Below are 16926 nucleotides of genomic sequence, written 5' to 3' on the forward strand. Positions count from 1 at the left end.
TCAGAACTTCAGCAGGTTGGCGTCGTCGACCGAGGTCGAGCGGCGGGTGCGGAAGATGGTCATGATGATGGCCAAGCCGACGACCACCTCGGCAGCCGCGACCACCATCGTGAAGAACGCGAATACCTGCCCGTCCAGGTTGTCGTGCATCCTGGCGAAGGTGACGAACGCGAGATTCACCGCGTTGAGCATCAGTTCGATGCACATGAACACCACGATCGCGTTGCGCCGCAGCAGCACGCCGGCCGCGCCGATCGTGAACAGCAGGGCGGACAGGAACAGGTAGTTCTCGGGATTCACCGGTTGCCTTCCTCGTCGCTGGAGTTGTCGGTCACGTCCGGTGCTTGGGCGTCGCCGACCGAGATGACGGCCGCTTCGGTGAGCGCCCTGGTGCGGCGGTGCCGCAGAATGGTGCTGACCGACAGCTCCTCGAACGAGCCGTCGGGGAGCCGCGCGGGGATGTCCACCGCGTTGTGCCGCGCGTAGACCCCGGGGGTGGGGAGCGGCGTCGCGCGGTGCCCGGTCTCCCGGAACCGGCGCCGGGACATCTCGCGCTGGCCGGTGCGGGGCCCGAGCTGCTCGCGATGGGCCAGCACCATCGCGCCGATGGTCGCGGCGATCAGCAGGGCGCCGGTGAGTTCGAAAGCCCACACATAGCGCAGGAAGATCAGTTCGGCCAGCTCGGCGATCACGTCGCGGCCCGCGAAACCTGAAGTGGGAAAGGTAAATCCGGACTCACGCACACCCCGGGCGATGCCGCCGCTGAGCAGCAGCCCGAAGCCGACGCCGACGCCGGCGGCGGCGAGGCGCTGACCGCGGATCGTTTCCCGCAACGATTCGGCCGAGTCGACGCCGACGAGCATCAGCACGAACAGGAACAGCATCATGACCGCGCCGGTATACACCACGATCTGCACGACGCCGAGAAACAGCGCGTCCTGGGCGATGTAGAAGGCGGCCAGCGCGATCATCGTCGCGGCCAGGCACATCGCGGAATGCACTGCCTTGGGCGCGAAGACCATGCCGAGCGCCCCGCAAACCGCAAGCGGGGCGAGAATCCAGAATTCGACGGCCTCGCCGGTCGAGGTGTGCGTGAGCGGCTCCGCCGCCAGGATCAAATCGGTCACCGTGCTGCTCCTTCCGCGGCCGCCGGTTGCCCGGGCGCGCCGGCCGTGGGCTCGGGGCCGTGCGGGCCGCCGGGCACCTGGCCGAGGTAGTAATCGGCTTCGTCGGTGCCGGGGTACATCGCGTGCGGGGGCGCGGTCATGCCGGGTTGCAGCGGAGCGAGTAACCGGTCCTTCTCGTAGATGAGGTCGGCCCGGTTGTCATCGGCCATCTCGTAGTCGTTGGTCATGGTGAGCGCGCGGGTGGGACAGGCCTCGATGCACAATCCGCAGCCGATGCAGCGCAGGTAGTTGATCTGGTAGACCCGGCCGTAGCGTTCACCGGGCGAATAACGCTCGCTCTCGGTGTTGTCCGCGCCTTCGACGTAGATCGCGTCGGCGGGGCAGGCCCAGGCGCACAGCTCGCAGCCGATGCATTTCTCCAAGCCGTCGGGATGACGGTTGAGCTGGTGCCTGCCGTGATAGCGCGGCGCGGTCGGCGTCTTGTATTCCGGGTAGAACTCGGTGTTCGGTTTCTTGAACATGGTCGCGGCGGTGACCGCGAATCCGGACAACGGCTCGAGCAGACCGGCTTTGGCGCGGGTGGCGTCTCGAATGTGCGCGTCGGCGGGCAGCGGCGGCACCGGAAAACCGAGGAAGACCCGGGAATCAGCGGCGGCGGGCTCCTCGATAGGCGCCGGTTCTCCCTTCGCCCGGCCCGCCCGCAGGAACTGCAGCACCAGCAGGCCGGTGATCACCAGGCCCCCGATCACCAGGATCGGTGTCTGCACGGGGTAGCCCTCGGCCTGCAGCACCCGGGCGGTGGCCACCACCATGACCCAGCCCAAGGAGGCCGGGATCAGCAGTTTCCAGCCGAGATTCATGAACTGGTCGTAGCGCAGCCGTGGCAGCGTGCCGCGCAGCCAGATGAAGACGAACAGGAATGTCCAGACTTTGGCGGTGAACCACAGCACCGGCCACCAGCCGGAGTTCGCGCCGTCCCACATGTTCAGCGGCCACGGCGCGCGCCAGCCGCCCAGGAACAGTGTGGTCGCCAGCGCGGAAACCGTTGCCATGTTGACGTACTCGGCAAGCATGAACATGGCGAACTTCAGCGAGGAGTACTCGGTGTGGAAGCCGCCGACCAGCTCGCCCTCAGCCTCCGGCAGGTCGAACGGCGCCCGGTTGGTCTCGCCGACCATCGAGACGCAGTAGATCAGGAACGACGGCAGCAGCAGGAAGACATACCAGGTGCCTTCCTGCGCCGAGACGATGCGTGAGGTCGCCATGGTGCCGCCGAGCAGGAACACGGCGGCGAAACACAGCGCCATCGCGATCTCGTAGGAGATGACCTGCGCGGTCGAGCGCAAGCCGCCCAGCAGCGGATAGGTGGAGCCCGACGACCACCCGGCCAGCACGATGCCGTAAACGCCGATGGAGGTGATCGCCAGGATGTACAGCACCGCCACCGGCAGGTCGGTGAGTTGCAGCGCGGTGGTGACACCGAAGATCGACACCTGCGGCCCGAGGGGAATGACCGCGAAAGCCATGAAAGCGGGCACCACCGAGATGATCGGCGCCAGAATGTAGATCGGTTTGTCCACGATCGCCGGGACGATGTCCTCTTTGAGGGCCATCTTCACGCCATCGGCGATGCTCTGCAACGAGCCGAACGGTCCGGTCCGGTTGGGACCGATACGCATCTGCATGCGTGCCACGATCTTGCGTTCCGCCACCACCGCGACCAGTGGGATCAGCATCAGGTAGACGAAGATGGCGAGCGATTTCGCGATCACGAGCCACAGGGGGTCGTGTCCGAAGCCGACGGGCGCGTAGGGCTCGGCGGCGTGTGTGGCCAGGGCCGAAGTCGTGACGAACCCGGCGAGCGCGTCAGGCCCGGCGGTGCCGGCATGCGTGACCACGGAAGGCACCGCGGTCGAGGCGATGAACAGTGTCGGGTCACTCATGACGGTGCTCCTTCATCCTCTCGTCGGCGCGCCGGAGTTGGACGATGGCGCCGGGCTGGACGGCGAGCTGTTCGGTGACGGAGCAGCCGGGCGAGTGCTGCGGCAGCCAGACCACGCGATCGGGCAGATCGCTGATCACCAGCGGCAGCGTGATCGCGCCGCGGCTGGTGGCGACGGTGACCGGATCGTGTTCGGCGACACCGATCTCCGCGGCGGTGGTCGCCGACAGACGCAGCACCGGGGGCCTGGCGATGCCGGCCAGGTTCGGTTCGCCGTCCTGCATACGCCCCCCGTCCAGCAGCATTCGCCAGCTGGCGAGGATCGCGGTGCCCACTTGCGCCACGGCCGGCTCGTGCGGCCGGCGCGTGGGCGCGGCGACGGGCACGCCGTCCCAGGCGCCGAGTTCGGCGAGTTCGGCGCGGGCGGATTCGGTATCGGGCAGGCCGAGACGCACCGACATCTCCTCGGCGATGGCGTGCAGCACCCGTTGATCCGACAGCGATGCGGGTTGGCGGCGGACCATGTCGTCGCCGAGCGCGGCGGCGAACGGACGCGGCCTACCTTCCCAGGTGCGGAAGGTGCCGGACTTCTCCATCGCCGAAGCCACCGGGAAGACCACGTCGGCGCGTTCGGTGACCGCGCTACGCCGCAATTCCAGGCTGACCACGAACCGGGCGGCGTCGATGGCGGTCAGTGCCGCGGCCGGGTCGGGCAGGTCGGCGACGTCGATGCCGCCGATCACGAGGGCGCCGAGGCCGGATGCCGCCGCCAGGATGGCCGTGGTGTCACGACCGGCGCCGACCGGCAAGTCCGCGGCGTTCCAGACCGCCCGGACCTGTTGCCGGGCCCGGGGATCAGCGACCGGGCGTCCGCCGGGCAGCAGACCGGGAAGCGCGCCCGCTTCGATTGCGCCGCGTTCACCCGCCCGGCGCGGCACCCAGGCCAGGGCGGCTCCGGTCGCATCGGCGAGCCGCACTACCGCCGACAGCGCGCCGGGGACACCGGCCATCCGCTCGCCGACCATGATCACCGCGCCCGGCTCGCGCAGCAGCCGGGCCAGGTCGGCAAGCGCCGCGGGATCCGCGCCGGTCGTGGTGATCTCCCCGGCACCGATCGCGTCGAGCAGATGGGGTTCGGCGCCTGGCACGGTGCGCATCAGGCGGCCGGACATGCGGTCCAGGCCGCGGGAGTGGAAAGGCGCCAGCGAGTAGACCGGCAGGCCGCGCTTGCGGGCGGCTTTGCGCAGGCGCAGGTAGACGATCGGCGACTCCTCCTCCGGCTCGAACCCGACCAGCAGGACGACCGGCGCGGCTTCCATGCTGTCGTAGGTGACCGCGGCGGGCCGGCCCGCGACCCGGGCGGCAAGGAAGTCGGCCTCCTCCGCCGAGTGCGCCCGGCAGCGGAAGTCGATGTCGTTGGTGCCGAGCGCCATTCGCGCGAATTTGGCGTACGCGTAGGCGTCCTCTTCGGTGACCCGGCCACCGACGAGGACACCCGCATTGCCGACCGCCGCGGCGAGACCCGCCGCCGCCGCGGCCAGCGCCTGCGACCACGAGGCCGGGGCGAGGTTACCGTCCCAGCCGCGCACCAGCGGGGTGGTGATCCGGTCGGGTTCGGTGGCGTAGGCGAAGGCCCAGCGGCCCTTGTCACAGTTCCATTCCTCGTTGACCTGCGGGTCGTCACCGGCCAGCCGACGCAGTACCTTGCCGCGGCGGTGATCGGTGCGCTGCGCGCAACCGGAGGCGCAGTGTTCGCACACGTTCGGACTGGACACCAGGTCGAAGGGGCGGGCGCGGAAGCGGTAGGTGCTGCCGGTGAGCGCGCCGACCGGACAGATCTGTACGGTGTTGCCGGAGAAGTAGGAGTCCAGCGGCTCGGCCTGCGCGGTGCCGACCTGTTGCAGCGCACCGCGATCCAGCAACTCGATGAACGGGTCCCCGGCGATCTGCTGTGCGAAGCGGGTGCAGCGGGCACACAGCACACAGCGTTCCCGGTCCAGCAGTACCGCCGTCGACAGCGGGATCGGTTTGGGATAGGTGCGTTTGTGTCCGTCGAACCGGGATTCGGCGCGACCGGTGGACATCGCCTGGTTCTGCAGCGGGCACTCGCCGCCTTTGTCGCATACCGGACAGTCGAGGGGATGGTTGATCAGCAGCAGTTCCATCACGCCCTCCTGCGCCTTGTCGGCGACGGCGGAAGTGAGCTGGGTACGGGCTACCATGCCGTCGGTGACGGCCATCGTGCAGGACGCGACGGGTTTGCGCTGGCCCTCCACCTCGACCAGGCACTGGCGGCACGCTCCGACCGGGTCGAGCAGGGGATGGTCGCAGAAGCGGGGGATCTGGATGCCGATGAGTTCGGCGGCCCGGATCAGCAGGGTGCCGGGTGGCACGCTGACGGTGGTGTCGTCGATGGTCACGGTCACGAGGTCGGCCGGAGCCGGCCCGCTGACGATGGCGGGAGCACCCGTCGCCCGGATCGAATCGCTACGTGGTACCGGATTCATCGCACCCCTTCTCCTGACTCGGCCCATGCGGTGCACCGCGCCGGGTCGAATGGGCATCCGCCAACCCGCAGGTGGTCGGTGTACTCCTCGCGGAAGTACTGCAGCGAGGAGATGATCGGGCTGGCCGCGCCGTCGCCGAGGGCGCAGAACGACTTGCCGTTGATGGTGTCGCTGATGTCGAGCAGCTTGTCCAGGTCGGACTCGTCGCCGTCGCCGGACTCGATCCGTCGCAGCAGTTGAACGAGCCAGTAGGTGCCCTCGCGGCAGGGCGTGCACTTGCCGCAGGACTCGTGGGCATAGAACTCGGTCCAGCGCAGCACCGCCCGCACCACACAGGTGGTGTCGTCGAAGATCTGCAGCGCTTTGGTGCCGAGCATGGATCCTGCGGCTGCGACGGCCTCGTAGTCGAGCGGAACGTCGAGGTGTTCGGCGGTGAACAGCGGCGTGGACGAGCCGCCCGGAGTCCAGAACTTTACGCGGTGCCCAGCGCGCACACCACCGGCGTAGCCGAGCAGTTCCCGCAGCGTGACACCCAGTGGCGCCTCGTACTGTCCGGGCCGGACGACGTGGCCCGACAGCGAATAGAGGGTGAAGCCGGGGGATTTCTCGCTGCCCATCGAGCGGAACCACCCGATACCGTTGCGGATGATGGGTGGCACGCTGGCGATCGATTCGACGTTGTTCACCACCGTCGGGCAGGCGTAGAGGCCGGCCACGGCAGGGAACGGCGGCCGCAGGCGGGGCTGCCCGCGGCGGCCTTCCAGTGAATCCAGCAGCGCGGTCTCCTCACCACAGATATAGGCGCCCGCGCCCGCGTGCACGATCAGTTCGAGGTCGTAGCCGGAGCCGAGGATGTCGTGACCGAGGAAACCCGCTTCGTAGGCTTGCACCACCGCGGCCTGCAGCCGTCGCAGCACCGGAACCACTTCGCCGCGGACGTAGATGAACGCGTGCGCCGCGCGGATGGCGTAGGAGGCGATGACCACACCCTCGATCAGCGCTTGCGGTGTGGCCAGCATGAGCGGAATGTCCTTGCAGGTACCAGGTTCCGACTCGTCGGCGTTGACCACGAGGTAGTGCGGTTTGGTGACGCCGTCCGGCCCGGGGCCCTGCGGGATGAAGCTCCACTTCATGCCGGTGGGGAAGCCCGCGCCGCCGCGACCGCGCAGGCCCGCGTCCTTGATGGTCTGGATGACCTGGTCGGGCTCCATCCGCAGGGCGGTGCGCAGCGCCTGATAGCCGTCGTGGCCCAGGTAGGTGTCCATCGTCCAGGACTGCGGGTCGTCCCAGTACTCGGTCAATACCGGCGTGAGGGTCATCGGAGGCCCTCCGAATCGTCGTGCGGCGCAGGCGCTTGCCGGTCCTGCTCGCGGGCGATGCGCAGGCCGGCGAGTGTCGCCTCGCCTGCGGCGCCGTCCAGGACACCCGCGCGCTCGTCCGGGAATCCGGCCAGAATGCGCGCGGTCTGTTTGAACGTGCACAGGGGCGCGCCTCGGGTCGGCGTGACTTGCTTTCCGGCGCGCAGGGCATCCACCAGGGCACGCGCGGACTCGGGGGTCTGATTGTCGAAGAACTCCCAGTTGACCATGATCACCGGCGCGAAGTCGCACGCGGCGTTGCACTCGACGTGTTCGAGGGTGATCGCGCCGTCGGCGGTGGTCTGGCCGGGTTCGATGCCGAGGTGGCGCTCGAGCGCGGCGAGGATGGCGTCCCCGCCCATGACCGCGCACAGCGTGTTGGTGCACACACCGACGTGGTAGTCGCCGGTCGGGGTGCGCCGGAACATCGAATAGAAGGTGGCGACCGCGGTGACCTCGGCGCCGGTGAGGCCGAGCTGTTCGGCGCAGAAGTCGATGCCGGTGCCGGTGACGTAGCCTTCTTCGGACTGCACGAGGTGCAGCAGGGGAAGCAACGCGGACCGCGGATGCGGGTAGCGCGCGATGATCTCCTTGGCGTCGGTCTCCAGCCGCTCACGCACGAGCGGTTGGTACGGCTCGGGCCGGGTGCCGAGCTGCAGCAGGACTGCACCGGCACCTGTCACCTGGCCGGCGCCGCCGCGGGAATCGCTATCCGATGCTGGGTTCATCGATCCACTCCGCCCATGACCGGGTCGATGCTGGCGACCGAGGCGATGACATCGGCGACCATGCCGCCCTCGCACATCGCGGCGACCGCTTGGAGATTGGTGAACGAGGGGTCGCGATAGTGCACCCGGTAGGGGCGCGTGCCGCCGTCGCTGACCATGTGCACGCCCAGTTCGCCCCGCGGTGACTCCACCGCCACGTATACCTGGCCGGCCGGGACCCGGATGCCCTCGGTCACGAGTTTGAAGTGGTGGATGAGCCCCTCCATGGACCTGCCCATGATCTTGCCGATGTGCTGGGGTGAGTTGCCGAGACCGTCCGCGCCGAGCTGCAGGTCAGCGGGCCAGGCGATCTTCTTGTCGTCCACCATGACCGGGCCGGGGCGTAGCTGGTCCAGGCATTGCTCGGCAATCTTCAGCGACTCCTTCATCTCCTCCACACGGATGGCGTAGCGGCCGTAGCAGTCGCATCCGGTGGTGGTCGGGATGTCGAATTCGTAGTTCTCGTAGCCGCAGTAAGGCTGTGCTTTGCGCAGGTCGTGCGGCAGGCCGGTGGCGCGCAGCACCGGGCCGGTGATGCCGAGGGCCATGCACCCTTGCAGATCGAGATAACCGATGTCCTGGGTGCGGGCCTTCCAGATCGGGTTGGCGGTGAGCAGATGCTCCATGTCGCGCAGCCGCTTGGGCAGCAACGCGAGCAGCTCGCGTACTTTGCGCACTCCGTCGTCGGGTAGGTCCTGGACGAGGCCGCCGGGCCGGATGTAGGCGTGGTTCATCCGCAACCCGGTGATCGTCTCGAAGACGTCGAGGATCAGCTCACGTTCGCGGAACCCGAACAGCATCGGAGTCAGCGCGCCCAGTTCCATGCCGCCGGTGGCCAGGGCGACGAGGTGCGAGGAGATCCGGTTGAGCTCCATGAGCAGCACCCGGATAATCGTCGCGCGCTCCGGGATCTGCTCGGTGATGTCGAGCAGATTCTCCACGCCCAGGCAGTACGCCGTCTCGTTGAAGAACGGCGATAGATAGTCCATGCGCGTCACGAAGGTGACGCCTTGGGTCCAGTTGCGGAATTCGAGATTCTTCTCGATTCCGGTGTGCAGGTAGCCGATTCCACAGCGGGCCTCGGTGACCGTCTCGCCTTCGATTTCCAGGATCAGCCGCAACACGCCGTGCGTGGACGGGTGCTGCGGGCCCATGTTGACGACGATGCGTTCCTCACCCGCGCCGGCCAGCTTCTCGGCGACCTGGTCCCAGTCTTGTCCGGCTACGGTGACCGCGGCGGCTTCCGGTCCGGTGTCATCGGCGACGCCGGGCCGGGTGTCGGTGTCGTTCATCAGCTGTATGCCCTCCGCTCGTCGGGCGGCGGGATGCGCGCGCCCTTGTATTCGACCGGGATCCCGCCGAGCGGGTAGTCCTTACGCTGCGGGTGGCCGCGCCAGTCGTCCGGCATGGTGATGCGGGTGAGCGACGGGTGACCGTCGAACCGGATGCCGAAGAAGTCGTAGGTCTCGCGTTCGTGCCAGTCGGTGGTCGGGTACACCTCGTAGAGCGAAGGGATGTGCGGGTCCGCGTCCGGCGCGGACACCTCCACTCGCAAGCGGCGGTTGTGGGTGATCGACATGAGTGGGTAGACGGCGTGCAGTTCCCGGCCGGAATCCTCCGGGTAATGCACGCCGTTCACGCCGAGGCAGAGCTCGAAGCGCAGTGCGGGGTCGTCGCGTAACGCCTGCGCGACGGCCGGCAGATGCTCTCGGCGCACGTGCAAGGTGAGCTCGCCGCGGAATACGATCACCTTCTCCAGCGCCGCGTCCAAACGGATGCCGACCCCGGCCAACGCGGCGCGCAGCGCGTCGACCACCTCGTCGAAGTAGCCGCCGTAGGGGGCCGGCGTGCTGCCGGGCAGGGCGACCGGTCGGACCAAGCCGCCGTAGCCGGAGGTGTCGCCGGTGCCGCCGGCACCGAACATGCCGCGCCGTACGGCGATCACGTCGGCACCGGGCTGCGCGCACTCCTGTTCGGGCAGTGTCCCTTCGGGACCAGCGGTGGCCGCGGCGTCGATCGCGTCGTGCGCGGCCGGAGTGTCGGTGTTGTCGGCGGTATCGAAGGTCATCGCAGCAGACCCTCCATCCGGATGGTGGGCGTCGAGGCGAGTGCGGCCTCTTCGGCGGCGCGAATGGCCTCCTCGCGGTTCACGCCGAGCGGCATCTGCCGGATCTTCGCGTGCAGTGCCAGGATCGCGTTGAGCAGCATCTCCGGGCGCGGTGGGCAACCGGGCAGGTAGATGTCGACCGGCACCACGTGATCGACTCCCTGCACGATCGCGTAATTGTTGAACATTCCCCCGGAGGAAGCGCAGACGCCCATCGCCAGCACCCACTTCGGTTCGGTCATCTGGTCGTAGACCTGGCGCAGCACCGGGGCCATCTTCTGGCTCACCCGGCCCGCGACGATCATCAGGTCGGCCTGCCGCGGTGAGGCGCGGAAGGCCTCCATACCGAAGCGAGCGATGTCGAAACGTCCCGCGCCGGTGGCCATCATCTCGATGGCGCAGCAGGCCAGGCCGAACGTGGCCGGCCAGAGTGAGCCCTTGCGCAGGTATCCGGCGAAATCCTCCACCGTGCTCAGCAGGAAGCCGCTGGGCAGTTTTTCCTCGAGACCCATGTTCGTCTGACTCGCTTCCACTCGTCGGCTACGAATTCGGTTGCGCGGCGCTCAATCCCAGCTGAGCCCGCCGCGTCGCCATTCGTAGGCGTAGGCCACGGAGACGTTGATGATGAACAACGCCATCGCGGCGAGGCCGAAGAGACCGAGCGCATCGAAGTGGACTGCCCACGGGTAGAGGAACACGATCTCGATGTCGAAGATGATGAACAGCATGGCGGTGAGGTAGTACTTCACCGGAAAGCGTTGTCCGGTAACGTTTCCCGGCCCACCGGCGACAGCATGCGGCGTGGGTTCGATACCGCATTCGTAGGCTTCCAGCTTGGCTCGGTTGTAACGCTTCGGGCCGACCAGGGCCGCCGCGACAACGGAGAACAGCGCGAACGCCGCCGCGATCGCGCCGAGGACGAGAATCGGCATCTCGATATTCACGACTGCACTTCCCCTCCTTGCGAGCTGCAGCTGGGTGACAACAGCGCCCGAGGCGGGCTGACGTCGCTGTCCGCCTCGGCCGGACTCGCCCCTAGGCTTCGGCTTCACCGGGATGGGTCATTACCAGGACCTTTACCGTGTGAGATAGGGCACAGCCTACAACTGAAAGCTCCGGCCGCCGCGAGTTTCGCGACGTCGTTTGATCGAATTCGGTACAACGATTTATGACTGAAACGGGGGTAATCCCGGAGGTCGCCTCGTGAGGTCGCTCGGCGTCCGCCCGCCGCCGCGAAGTAGCGATGCCGGTGACCTCAAATGTGGTTCCGAGCGGGTTCGAAGCCCGAATCCACCGTCGGCGGGCCGCGACGGCATGGCCCGCCGGACGGTTGGGGGTTGATCCATGCGGCACGAGAAACCGCGGGCGAGCGGCGCGACTAATTAATGCATAATCGCTATGAATTAGCTGGCCGGGGCGGCTGTGGTATGGCGATCAGGCGGCGGAGCGGCTGCGCAGTAGACCGACGACGGTCTCGGTGAGACGGATCGGATCGATGGGATGCGCCACCGACGCCTCAGCGCGCGACCAGCTGGCCAGCCACGCATCGTCTGCGCGGCCGGTGAGCACCAGAATCGGTGGGCAGGAGCTGATCTCGTCTTTCAACTGCTTGGCGATGCCCAGTCCGCCGGCTGGGGTCGCCTCGCCGTCGAGAACGGCCAGATCAATGCCGCCGGCGTCCATCTGGGCGATCACCACCGCCGCGGTGGCCACCTCGAGATACTCGAACGCCGGAAGTTCCGGGGCCGGGCGCTTGCCCAAGGCCAGGATCACCTGGCGGCGGGTGTCGGTGTCGCTGCTGTACACGAGAACCCGCAGTGGGGTGGAACGAGCGGAATCGGCCACGAACGGCATGGTACGTCCAGAAGGGCCCACCGCGGGCCAGGTTGACGCAGAACGTCTCCGCGTCGTCCACCGGTGCACCGCGCGTCACCGGCAGTGTCATTACACCGAAAGCCGATGACAAGTTGTCGATAAGGATCTGCCGGTAGAGTCCGCCCAATGCGGGGCGATATCACGCAGGCCCTCGTCGATACCGACGTGTGGACCGATGCGATGCTGGACACCACTGGGATTCCGGTGATCGACGTACCTTTCGTGACTGTCGGCAGTGGGATCGGATCGTTCGTCACCTATGACACCCTCCGGATCTTCGGCGTGCCCGCGCAGGCGATGGCGGTACTCGGCCCGCAGGACCACCCGTGGGCCTCCTATGAGTATCTGACCAGGGTTTCGCAGATTCCCCGCACGGAACGCTTGCGCAGCGACTCGGCCTCCACACCGGACAACATCTGGGGCTTCCCCTCCTACGCGGTCCGGGAGGCCATCGCGGACAAGTCGATCAAGCCGCTGTGGAACGTTTTCGTCGAACCGATCTTCGCCAACTATTACACCCCGCGGGCAGGCCAGGCATTCGTCTCGATGGAGCGGGAATTCCACCGCATCGGCTACGCGAACTCGCTGCACCGCGGACACGCACGGATGGTGCGCAAGCGCCAGGGCGGCGGCTATTTCACCGTTCTCACCCCACCCGCGGGCTCGATGCCGACCAAGCGCGTCGCCTTCCGGAGCCGGTATGTCCATGTGGCGGTGGGTTATCCGGGCTTGAAGCTGTTGCCGGACCTGCAGGAGTACCGCGAGACCCATCGCGATCCGACCCGCGTGGTCAACGCCTACGAGCCGCATGAGCACGTCTACCAGGCGCTGCAGCGGCGGCCCGGCACGGTGATGATCCGTGGCAGCGGGATCGTGGCCAGCCGTGTCCTGCAGCGGCTCATCGACGACCGGGACAGCTACGGACTGAACACGCAGATTCTGCACCTGTTCCGCACCTACGTCGCAGGCGCACACGGCAAGAACCTCTTCAATCGGCGCAAGGGCGGCGACGGCTGGGCTTACCAGGGCTTCAACTATCCGAAATCGGTGTGGGGCGGTCAGCTGAAGCAGAAGGTGCGAGGGCTGCAAGGGGAGGAACGAGCAACGGCGTACCGGGAGTTCGCGGGCACCAACACCCCGATCAGGGACAGTTGGCAGGAACAGTTGCGGCGTGGCCGCGAACAGGGGTGGTATCAGGTGATGGCCGGCACGATGCGCGCGCCGCGCCCGGCCGCGGGACGTCAAGGCGTAGTCGCGACGATTCTCCCGGATGCCGCCGCGCCGCTGCCGTTTCCGCCGCCGTCGCAGCCGTTCGACACCGCCGTCGACTACATCATCGACTGCACCGGGCTGGAGGCCGATATCCGTGAACACCGGCTGCTGGCCGACCTGCTGGACCACACCGGTGCGGGGCGCAATCCGATGGGTCGGCTCGACGTGGACACCACGTTCGAGCTGATCGGAACCCGCAGCGGCGACGGGCGGATGTACGCGTCCGGCAGTGCGACGCTCGGTGGGCCGTTCGTCGGCGTGGACACCTTCCTCGGTTTGCAGATCGCCGCGCAGGAGATCGCCGACGATCTCGCCGCCGTGGGATTCTGCCGCAGGATGGGTCCGCTGCGCTCGACGCGGCAATGGTGGTTGTGGGTTACGAACAAGAAGATCTGAGCGATGCTTCCTACATTGAACGGGCGAATTCAGACCCGTGTACTCGCGCTGAGCGTGATCGGGTTCTTCGTCGCGCTGGTCATCACCCCTTTTCTGCCGACCGGATCGTTGAGTATCGGTCAGGCGTATCGGGTGACGTTGTCGGTCCTGCTCGCGACCGTTCTGGTCGGCGTGCTCTGGGAGTTCCTCTACCATTTCCTGCAGCAGTTCCGCTGGGAAAAGGACTGGCCGACACTCTTCGGGTTCGTCACCATCCTCAACGAGGCCGCGTTGATCTGGGTCCTGGTGCGCTACACCACGGTGGTGCTGCCCGAGCATCTGCGTCCGTCTCCGGCGGCGTTTCTACTCCAATTCGTGGCCACATGGATTCTCTTCTGGCTCATCGTGAACGGGCCCATGCGGGTGGTCTTCCATCGGTGGCGGTTCCACGGCGGTAGGTTCCTGTGAGCGGGCAGATCGAGGTGCTGCCCGGCGCGCATGTGGTGGCGAGCGTGGGCGGCGCGGTACTGGTGGTCGCACATCGCGGCGAGGGCCCGGTCGGATCGGACACGATGGCCGCTCGGACGACGGCGGTCCTGCTGGACATCGTGCGGGAGGCTGTCGCGCGTGATCGGCACCGCAGTGGGCGCGTAGTGGCGCGACTGGCGACGACCTGGCTGATGAACCTGACCCACGGAGAGGAGGACGACGTCGAATTCGGCGTGATCACCCCGGTGGAGGAGGGCATCGCGGTGTTCCTGCATGGCGGGGTGACCGCGATTCTGCGCGGACTCGAGCGCACGGAGGTACTGCGCGGGCGGGATGCCGGATTCACCGTCGACCGGGTAGTGACACCCGGGCCCGGCATCGGCACGGGGTTGTTCGTGGACGAGCCGCCGCACAGTGTGGGTTCGCTGCCGGGGCGTGGAATCTTCACGCTCGACGCGGGGACAGCGCCGGGGTCCGGCGTTGTGCTGTGGGCGACGGCTCAGCCGCAGCCGACATCACACCCGCGACCGGGTGACCGGTTCCACGCCGCCGCCGTAGCGCGAGCTACGTCGAAACCAGCTCCGGACGCGGAACCGGACTCGGCCGTGACGTCTCACGAGACGGCCGCAGCACAACCTTTCGCCGAGTCCGAAGCGATGTCCGACCCGCCCCTTACCGAGCCCGTCTCCGGCGCGCGACCACCCGGTTCGCCCCGGCTGCGGCCAGGTCCCGGCCAGACATCCGACTCGCCGCGCCACCGGACGCCGAGCCTGCAGAAAGGCGAATCCAGCGATGACGCAACGGAAGTCGATCTCCAGGTGCGGACATCTGGCGCGAACGTAATGCCGTCGATCCCGCCGCCGGATGGCAGCGGAGTGCGACCGGAGCGTGGCAGTGATCGGGACTACGCGATCGCCAACGACGCGAATCTCGCCGAGACGATGGTGCCCTCCGCGGACGCCGTCGCCGACGCACTCGAAGCTGGTGGCACCAACACGCTGGGCCCTCGGGTGATCGTGCACGGTTTTCAATGCGCGCGACATCATCACAACGATCCGCGGGTGTCGTTCTGCGCGGTGTGCGGCATCCGGATGGACCAGCTCACCTGTGTGCTGACCGAGGGTGTGCGGCCGCCGCTCGGGGTGCTGCTGCTCGATGACGGGACCTCCTACGTTCTGGACAACGATTGCGTTCTCGGACGCGAGCCGGAGCACGCGGAGGCGGTCGGGCGCGGCGCTCGCCCGGTGCGCTTGGAAGACAGCTCTGGCGGGATGTCCCGAGCACATGCGGAAATCCGGCTCATCGACTGGGACGTGACGGTGGTCGATGGCGGTTCCACCAACGGCACCCACGTCCGCCAGCCTGGCCATCAGGAGTGGATGCGGGCCATTCCCGGCCATCCGCTCGCCCTCCTGCCCGGCGCTCAGATCCAGCTCGGCGGACGGGTTCTCACCTTCGACTCACCCCATGGACAGCTGTAGGTGTAGCTCTCGCGGCGCGTACTGTGCTGCATCCAGCAGGTCCGGAGTCGGGCACCCCTGCGTAGTCGGGCAGTTCGACGCCGTTGATCGCACGCCCGACCAGTTCGACGAACCATTCGCCGGCGAAATCGGGGCTCGGCTCGGCGCCCGGACCGGGGACGTCGCGGCTGCGCGCGTGCAGCCGGCCGATCTCCTGGTTGGCCTCGACGAACGAGCGCATCCGCTGTTCGTAGCCGGCGAACCCGGCTTCCGGGTCCCACCCGGCGGCGGCCAGCTCTCCGGCCAGCAGGTAGGCGCCGACCAGGGCCAGCCCGGTGCCCGCCCCGGACATCGGCGACGAGCTGAACGCCGCGTCCCCGAGCAGCACCACCCGCCCGGTCGACCAGCGGTCCATCACCACCTGGGCGACCTGGTCGAGATAGAAGTCCGGGGTATCGTCCAGATGCGCGAGGATGTCCGAAGTCAACCAGCCCAGGCCGGCCGTCCGCTCGCGCAGCAGGCGCTTCTGGGCCGCGACGTCGCGGTAGTCGACGTCGAGGTCGGCCGCGGTGAAGGAGAACATGGCCATCGCCCGGGTGGCGTCCTGGATGGGCCGCAGGCCGGCTGAGCGCCCGGACTCCTGATAGTCGATCAGCCAGCGGTCCAGCCCGAACTCGTTGGGCACACTGTAGAAGGCCAGCACATGCCCGAGGTGGCGGACGAACCGCTCGCGCGGCCCGAAGACCATCGCTCGCAGCGCCGAGTGCAGCCCATCCGCCCCGGCCACCAGGTCGAAGCGCCGCCGGTCGCCGCCTGCGAAGGCCACGTCGACTCCGTCCGCGTCCTGGGTGAGTTCGGCGATGCGGTCGCCGAAGACGTATTCGACACTGTCGCAGGTGTCGTCGTAGAGAACCTGGGACAGGTCTCCGCGCAGGATCTCGATCTCCGCGATGTACCCGTCGCCGCCGTCGTCATCGGCACGGTAGGTTTCCAGCACGTTCCCGTCTACGTCCACGGTGTACGCGCCGGCGGTCTCGGTGCAGGCCGCGCGTACCGCCGCGTCCAGCCCCATCCGCCGGATGACCTCCTTGGCCACCCCACGCGCATCCACCGCCTGCCCACCGGGACGCAACGCGGGAGCCCGCTCCACCACAGTCACCTCGGCTCCCCGCCGGCGCAGCCAGTGGGCCAGCGCGGGCCCCGCGATGCTCGCCCCCGCCACCAGCACCCTGGGACCGCTCACCCGCGCCCCCGGCTCACCCGTCCGGATCATGTGCTCCTTTTCGGAGTCGTCGACGCTCATCATTGCCTCCCTGTGTTTCCTCGCGCACTGGAACGGGTCCCAGCACAGGCCCACCGCTGTCGGTGTATCCAGCCGTATCGACTACGGATCCACACAAAATTCATCGGTACAGCCGAAATCGTGTCCACGCTCCTGCAAACACCCTGAACTCGGCATTACCGAGCGCCCTCAGGGGACCTTGCCGGCCGTGGCGTCAACCATCTGACCAGCGAAATCCTGCCAAGATCTTGACTCGAGACATCCGACAGGTGTTGTGCCGTCCGGCGGGCAGCCGGATGGGTCTACTGCTTACCTCCGTAGTCATCGCCCAGGCCGGTACCCTGTCCCCACGATGGGCACAGTTC

The 16926-nt window shown here is 67.8% G+C and carries 15 protein-coding genes; 3 read left to right on the forward strand and 12 right to left on the reverse strand.

Translation table 11 applies throughout. The annotated features are described in order from the left end of the window. The 11 genes from nuoK to ACT86A_RS22685 all read right to left on the reverse strand — a co-directional run bounded on the left by nuoK (nt 1) and on the right by ACT86A_RS22685 (nt 11662). Nucleotides 1-300 (reverse strand): NADH-quinone oxidoreductase subunit NuoK, encoded by a 300-nt coding sequence (gene nuoK / locus ACT86A_RS22635; RefSeq protein WP_445094200.1) that lies wholly within the window; start codon nt 298-300, stop codon nt 1-3. Further along, nucleotides 297-1127 (reverse strand): NADH-quinone oxidoreductase subunit J, encoded by an 831-nt coding sequence (locus ACT86A_RS22640; RefSeq protein WP_445094201.1) that lies wholly within the window; start codon nt 1125-1127, stop codon nt 297-299. The genes nuoK and ACT86A_RS22640 overlap by 4 nt, the downstream gene beginning before the upstream one ends. Beyond that, the gene (gene nuoH, locus ACT86A_RS22645) at nt 1124-3070 is read right to left on the reverse strand and encodes an NADH-quinone oxidoreductase subunit NuoH (protein ID WP_445094202.1); all 1947 of its coding nucleotides are present in this window, start codon (nt 3068-3070) and stop codon (nt 1124-1126) included. The genes ACT86A_RS22640 and nuoH overlap by 4 nt, the downstream gene beginning before the upstream one ends. Then, complete coding sequence (locus tag ACT86A_RS22650; protein WP_445094203.1) at nt 3063-5576, reverse strand: NADH-quinone oxidoreductase subunit G; 2514 nt, start codon at nt 5574-5576, stop codon at nt 3063-3065. Before ACT86A_RS22650 ends, nuoH begins: the two co-directional genes overlap by 8 nt. Then, complete coding sequence (gene nuoF / locus ACT86A_RS22655) at nt 5573-6895, reverse strand: NADH-quinone oxidoreductase subunit NuoF (RefSeq protein WP_445094204.1); 1323 nt, start codon at nt 6893-6895, stop codon at nt 5573-5575. The genes ACT86A_RS22650 and nuoF overlap by 4 nt, the downstream gene beginning before the upstream one ends. Continuing rightward, on the reverse strand, nt 6892-7662 hold the full coding sequence (gene nuoE, locus ACT86A_RS22660; RefSeq protein ID WP_445094205.1) for an NADH-quinone oxidoreductase subunit NuoE: 771 nt from the start codon (nt 7660-7662) through the stop codon (nt 6892-6894). Before nuoE ends, nuoF begins: the two co-directional genes overlap by 4 nt. Continuing rightward, nucleotides 7659-8993 carry an NADH-quinone oxidoreductase subunit D gene (locus ACT86A_RS22665; RefSeq protein WP_445094206.1) on the reverse strand — a complete coding sequence of 445 codons (1335 nt, stop codon included), beginning with the start codon at nt 8991-8993 and terminating at the stop codon, nt 7659-7661. The genes nuoE and ACT86A_RS22665 overlap by 4 nt, the downstream gene beginning before the upstream one ends. After that, nucleotides 8993-9769: an NADH-quinone oxidoreductase subunit C gene (locus ACT86A_RS22670; RefSeq protein WP_445094207.1), complete on the reverse strand. Its 777-nt coding sequence runs from the start codon at nt 9767-9769 to the stop codon at nt 8993-8995. Before ACT86A_RS22670 ends, ACT86A_RS22665 begins: the two co-directional genes overlap by 1 nt. Beyond that, entirely contained in the window at nt 9766-10320 is a 555-nt protein-coding gene (locus tag ACT86A_RS22675; RefSeq protein WP_445094208.1) for a NuoB/complex I 20 kDa subunit family protein, read from the reverse strand. Before ACT86A_RS22675 ends, ACT86A_RS22670 begins: the two co-directional genes overlap by 4 nt. 51 nt (nt 10321-10371) lie before the next feature. Then, nucleotides 10372-10752 (reverse strand): NADH-quinone oxidoreductase subunit A, encoded by a 381-nt coding sequence (locus tag ACT86A_RS22680; RefSeq protein ID WP_445094209.1) that lies wholly within the window; start codon nt 10750-10752, stop codon nt 10372-10374. Between the two features lie 490 nt (nt 10753-11242). After that, nucleotides 11243-11662: an Rv3143 family two-component system response regulator gene (locus ACT86A_RS22685; protein WP_445094210.1), complete on the reverse strand. Its 420-nt coding sequence runs from the start codon at nt 11660-11662 to the stop codon at nt 11243-11245. A gap of 147 nt (nt 11663-11809) precedes the next feature. Between ACT86A_RS22685 and ACT86A_RS22690 the strand changes: the two genes are divergently transcribed. The 3 genes from ACT86A_RS22690 to ACT86A_RS22700 are packed head-to-tail and all read left to right on the forward strand — an operon-like array spanning nt 11810 to nt 15300. Further along, on the forward strand, nt 11810-13351 hold the full coding sequence (locus tag ACT86A_RS22690; RefSeq protein ID WP_445094211.1) for a hypothetical protein: 1542 nt from the start codon (nt 11810-11812) through the stop codon (nt 13349-13351). Between the two features lie 3 nt (nt 13352-13354). Beyond that, nucleotides 13355-13798, forward strand: coding sequence for a hypothetical protein (locus tag ACT86A_RS22695; protein WP_445094212.1), 444 nt, complete (start codon nt 13355-13357; stop codon nt 13796-13798). Further along, the gene (locus ACT86A_RS22700) at nt 13795-15300 is read left to right on the forward strand and encodes an FHA domain-containing protein (RefSeq protein WP_445094213.1); all 1506 of its coding nucleotides are present in this window, start codon (nt 13795-13797) and stop codon (nt 15298-15300) included. The genes ACT86A_RS22695 and ACT86A_RS22700 overlap by 4 nt, the downstream gene beginning before the upstream one ends. On the opposite strand, the gene ACT86A_RS22705 is transcribed toward ACT86A_RS22700, so the two are convergent. After that, a complete protein-coding gene (locus ACT86A_RS22705; RefSeq protein ID WP_445094214.1) occupies nt 15269-16582 on the reverse strand; it encodes an FAD-dependent monooxygenase in 1314 nt (437 codons plus the stop codon). The two genes, ACT86A_RS22700 and ACT86A_RS22705, sit on opposite strands and share 32 nt — an antisense overlap. Between the last annotated feature and the right edge of the window lie 344 nt (nt 16583-16926).

It is taken from the genome of Nocardia glycosmidis, assembly GCF_052545115.1.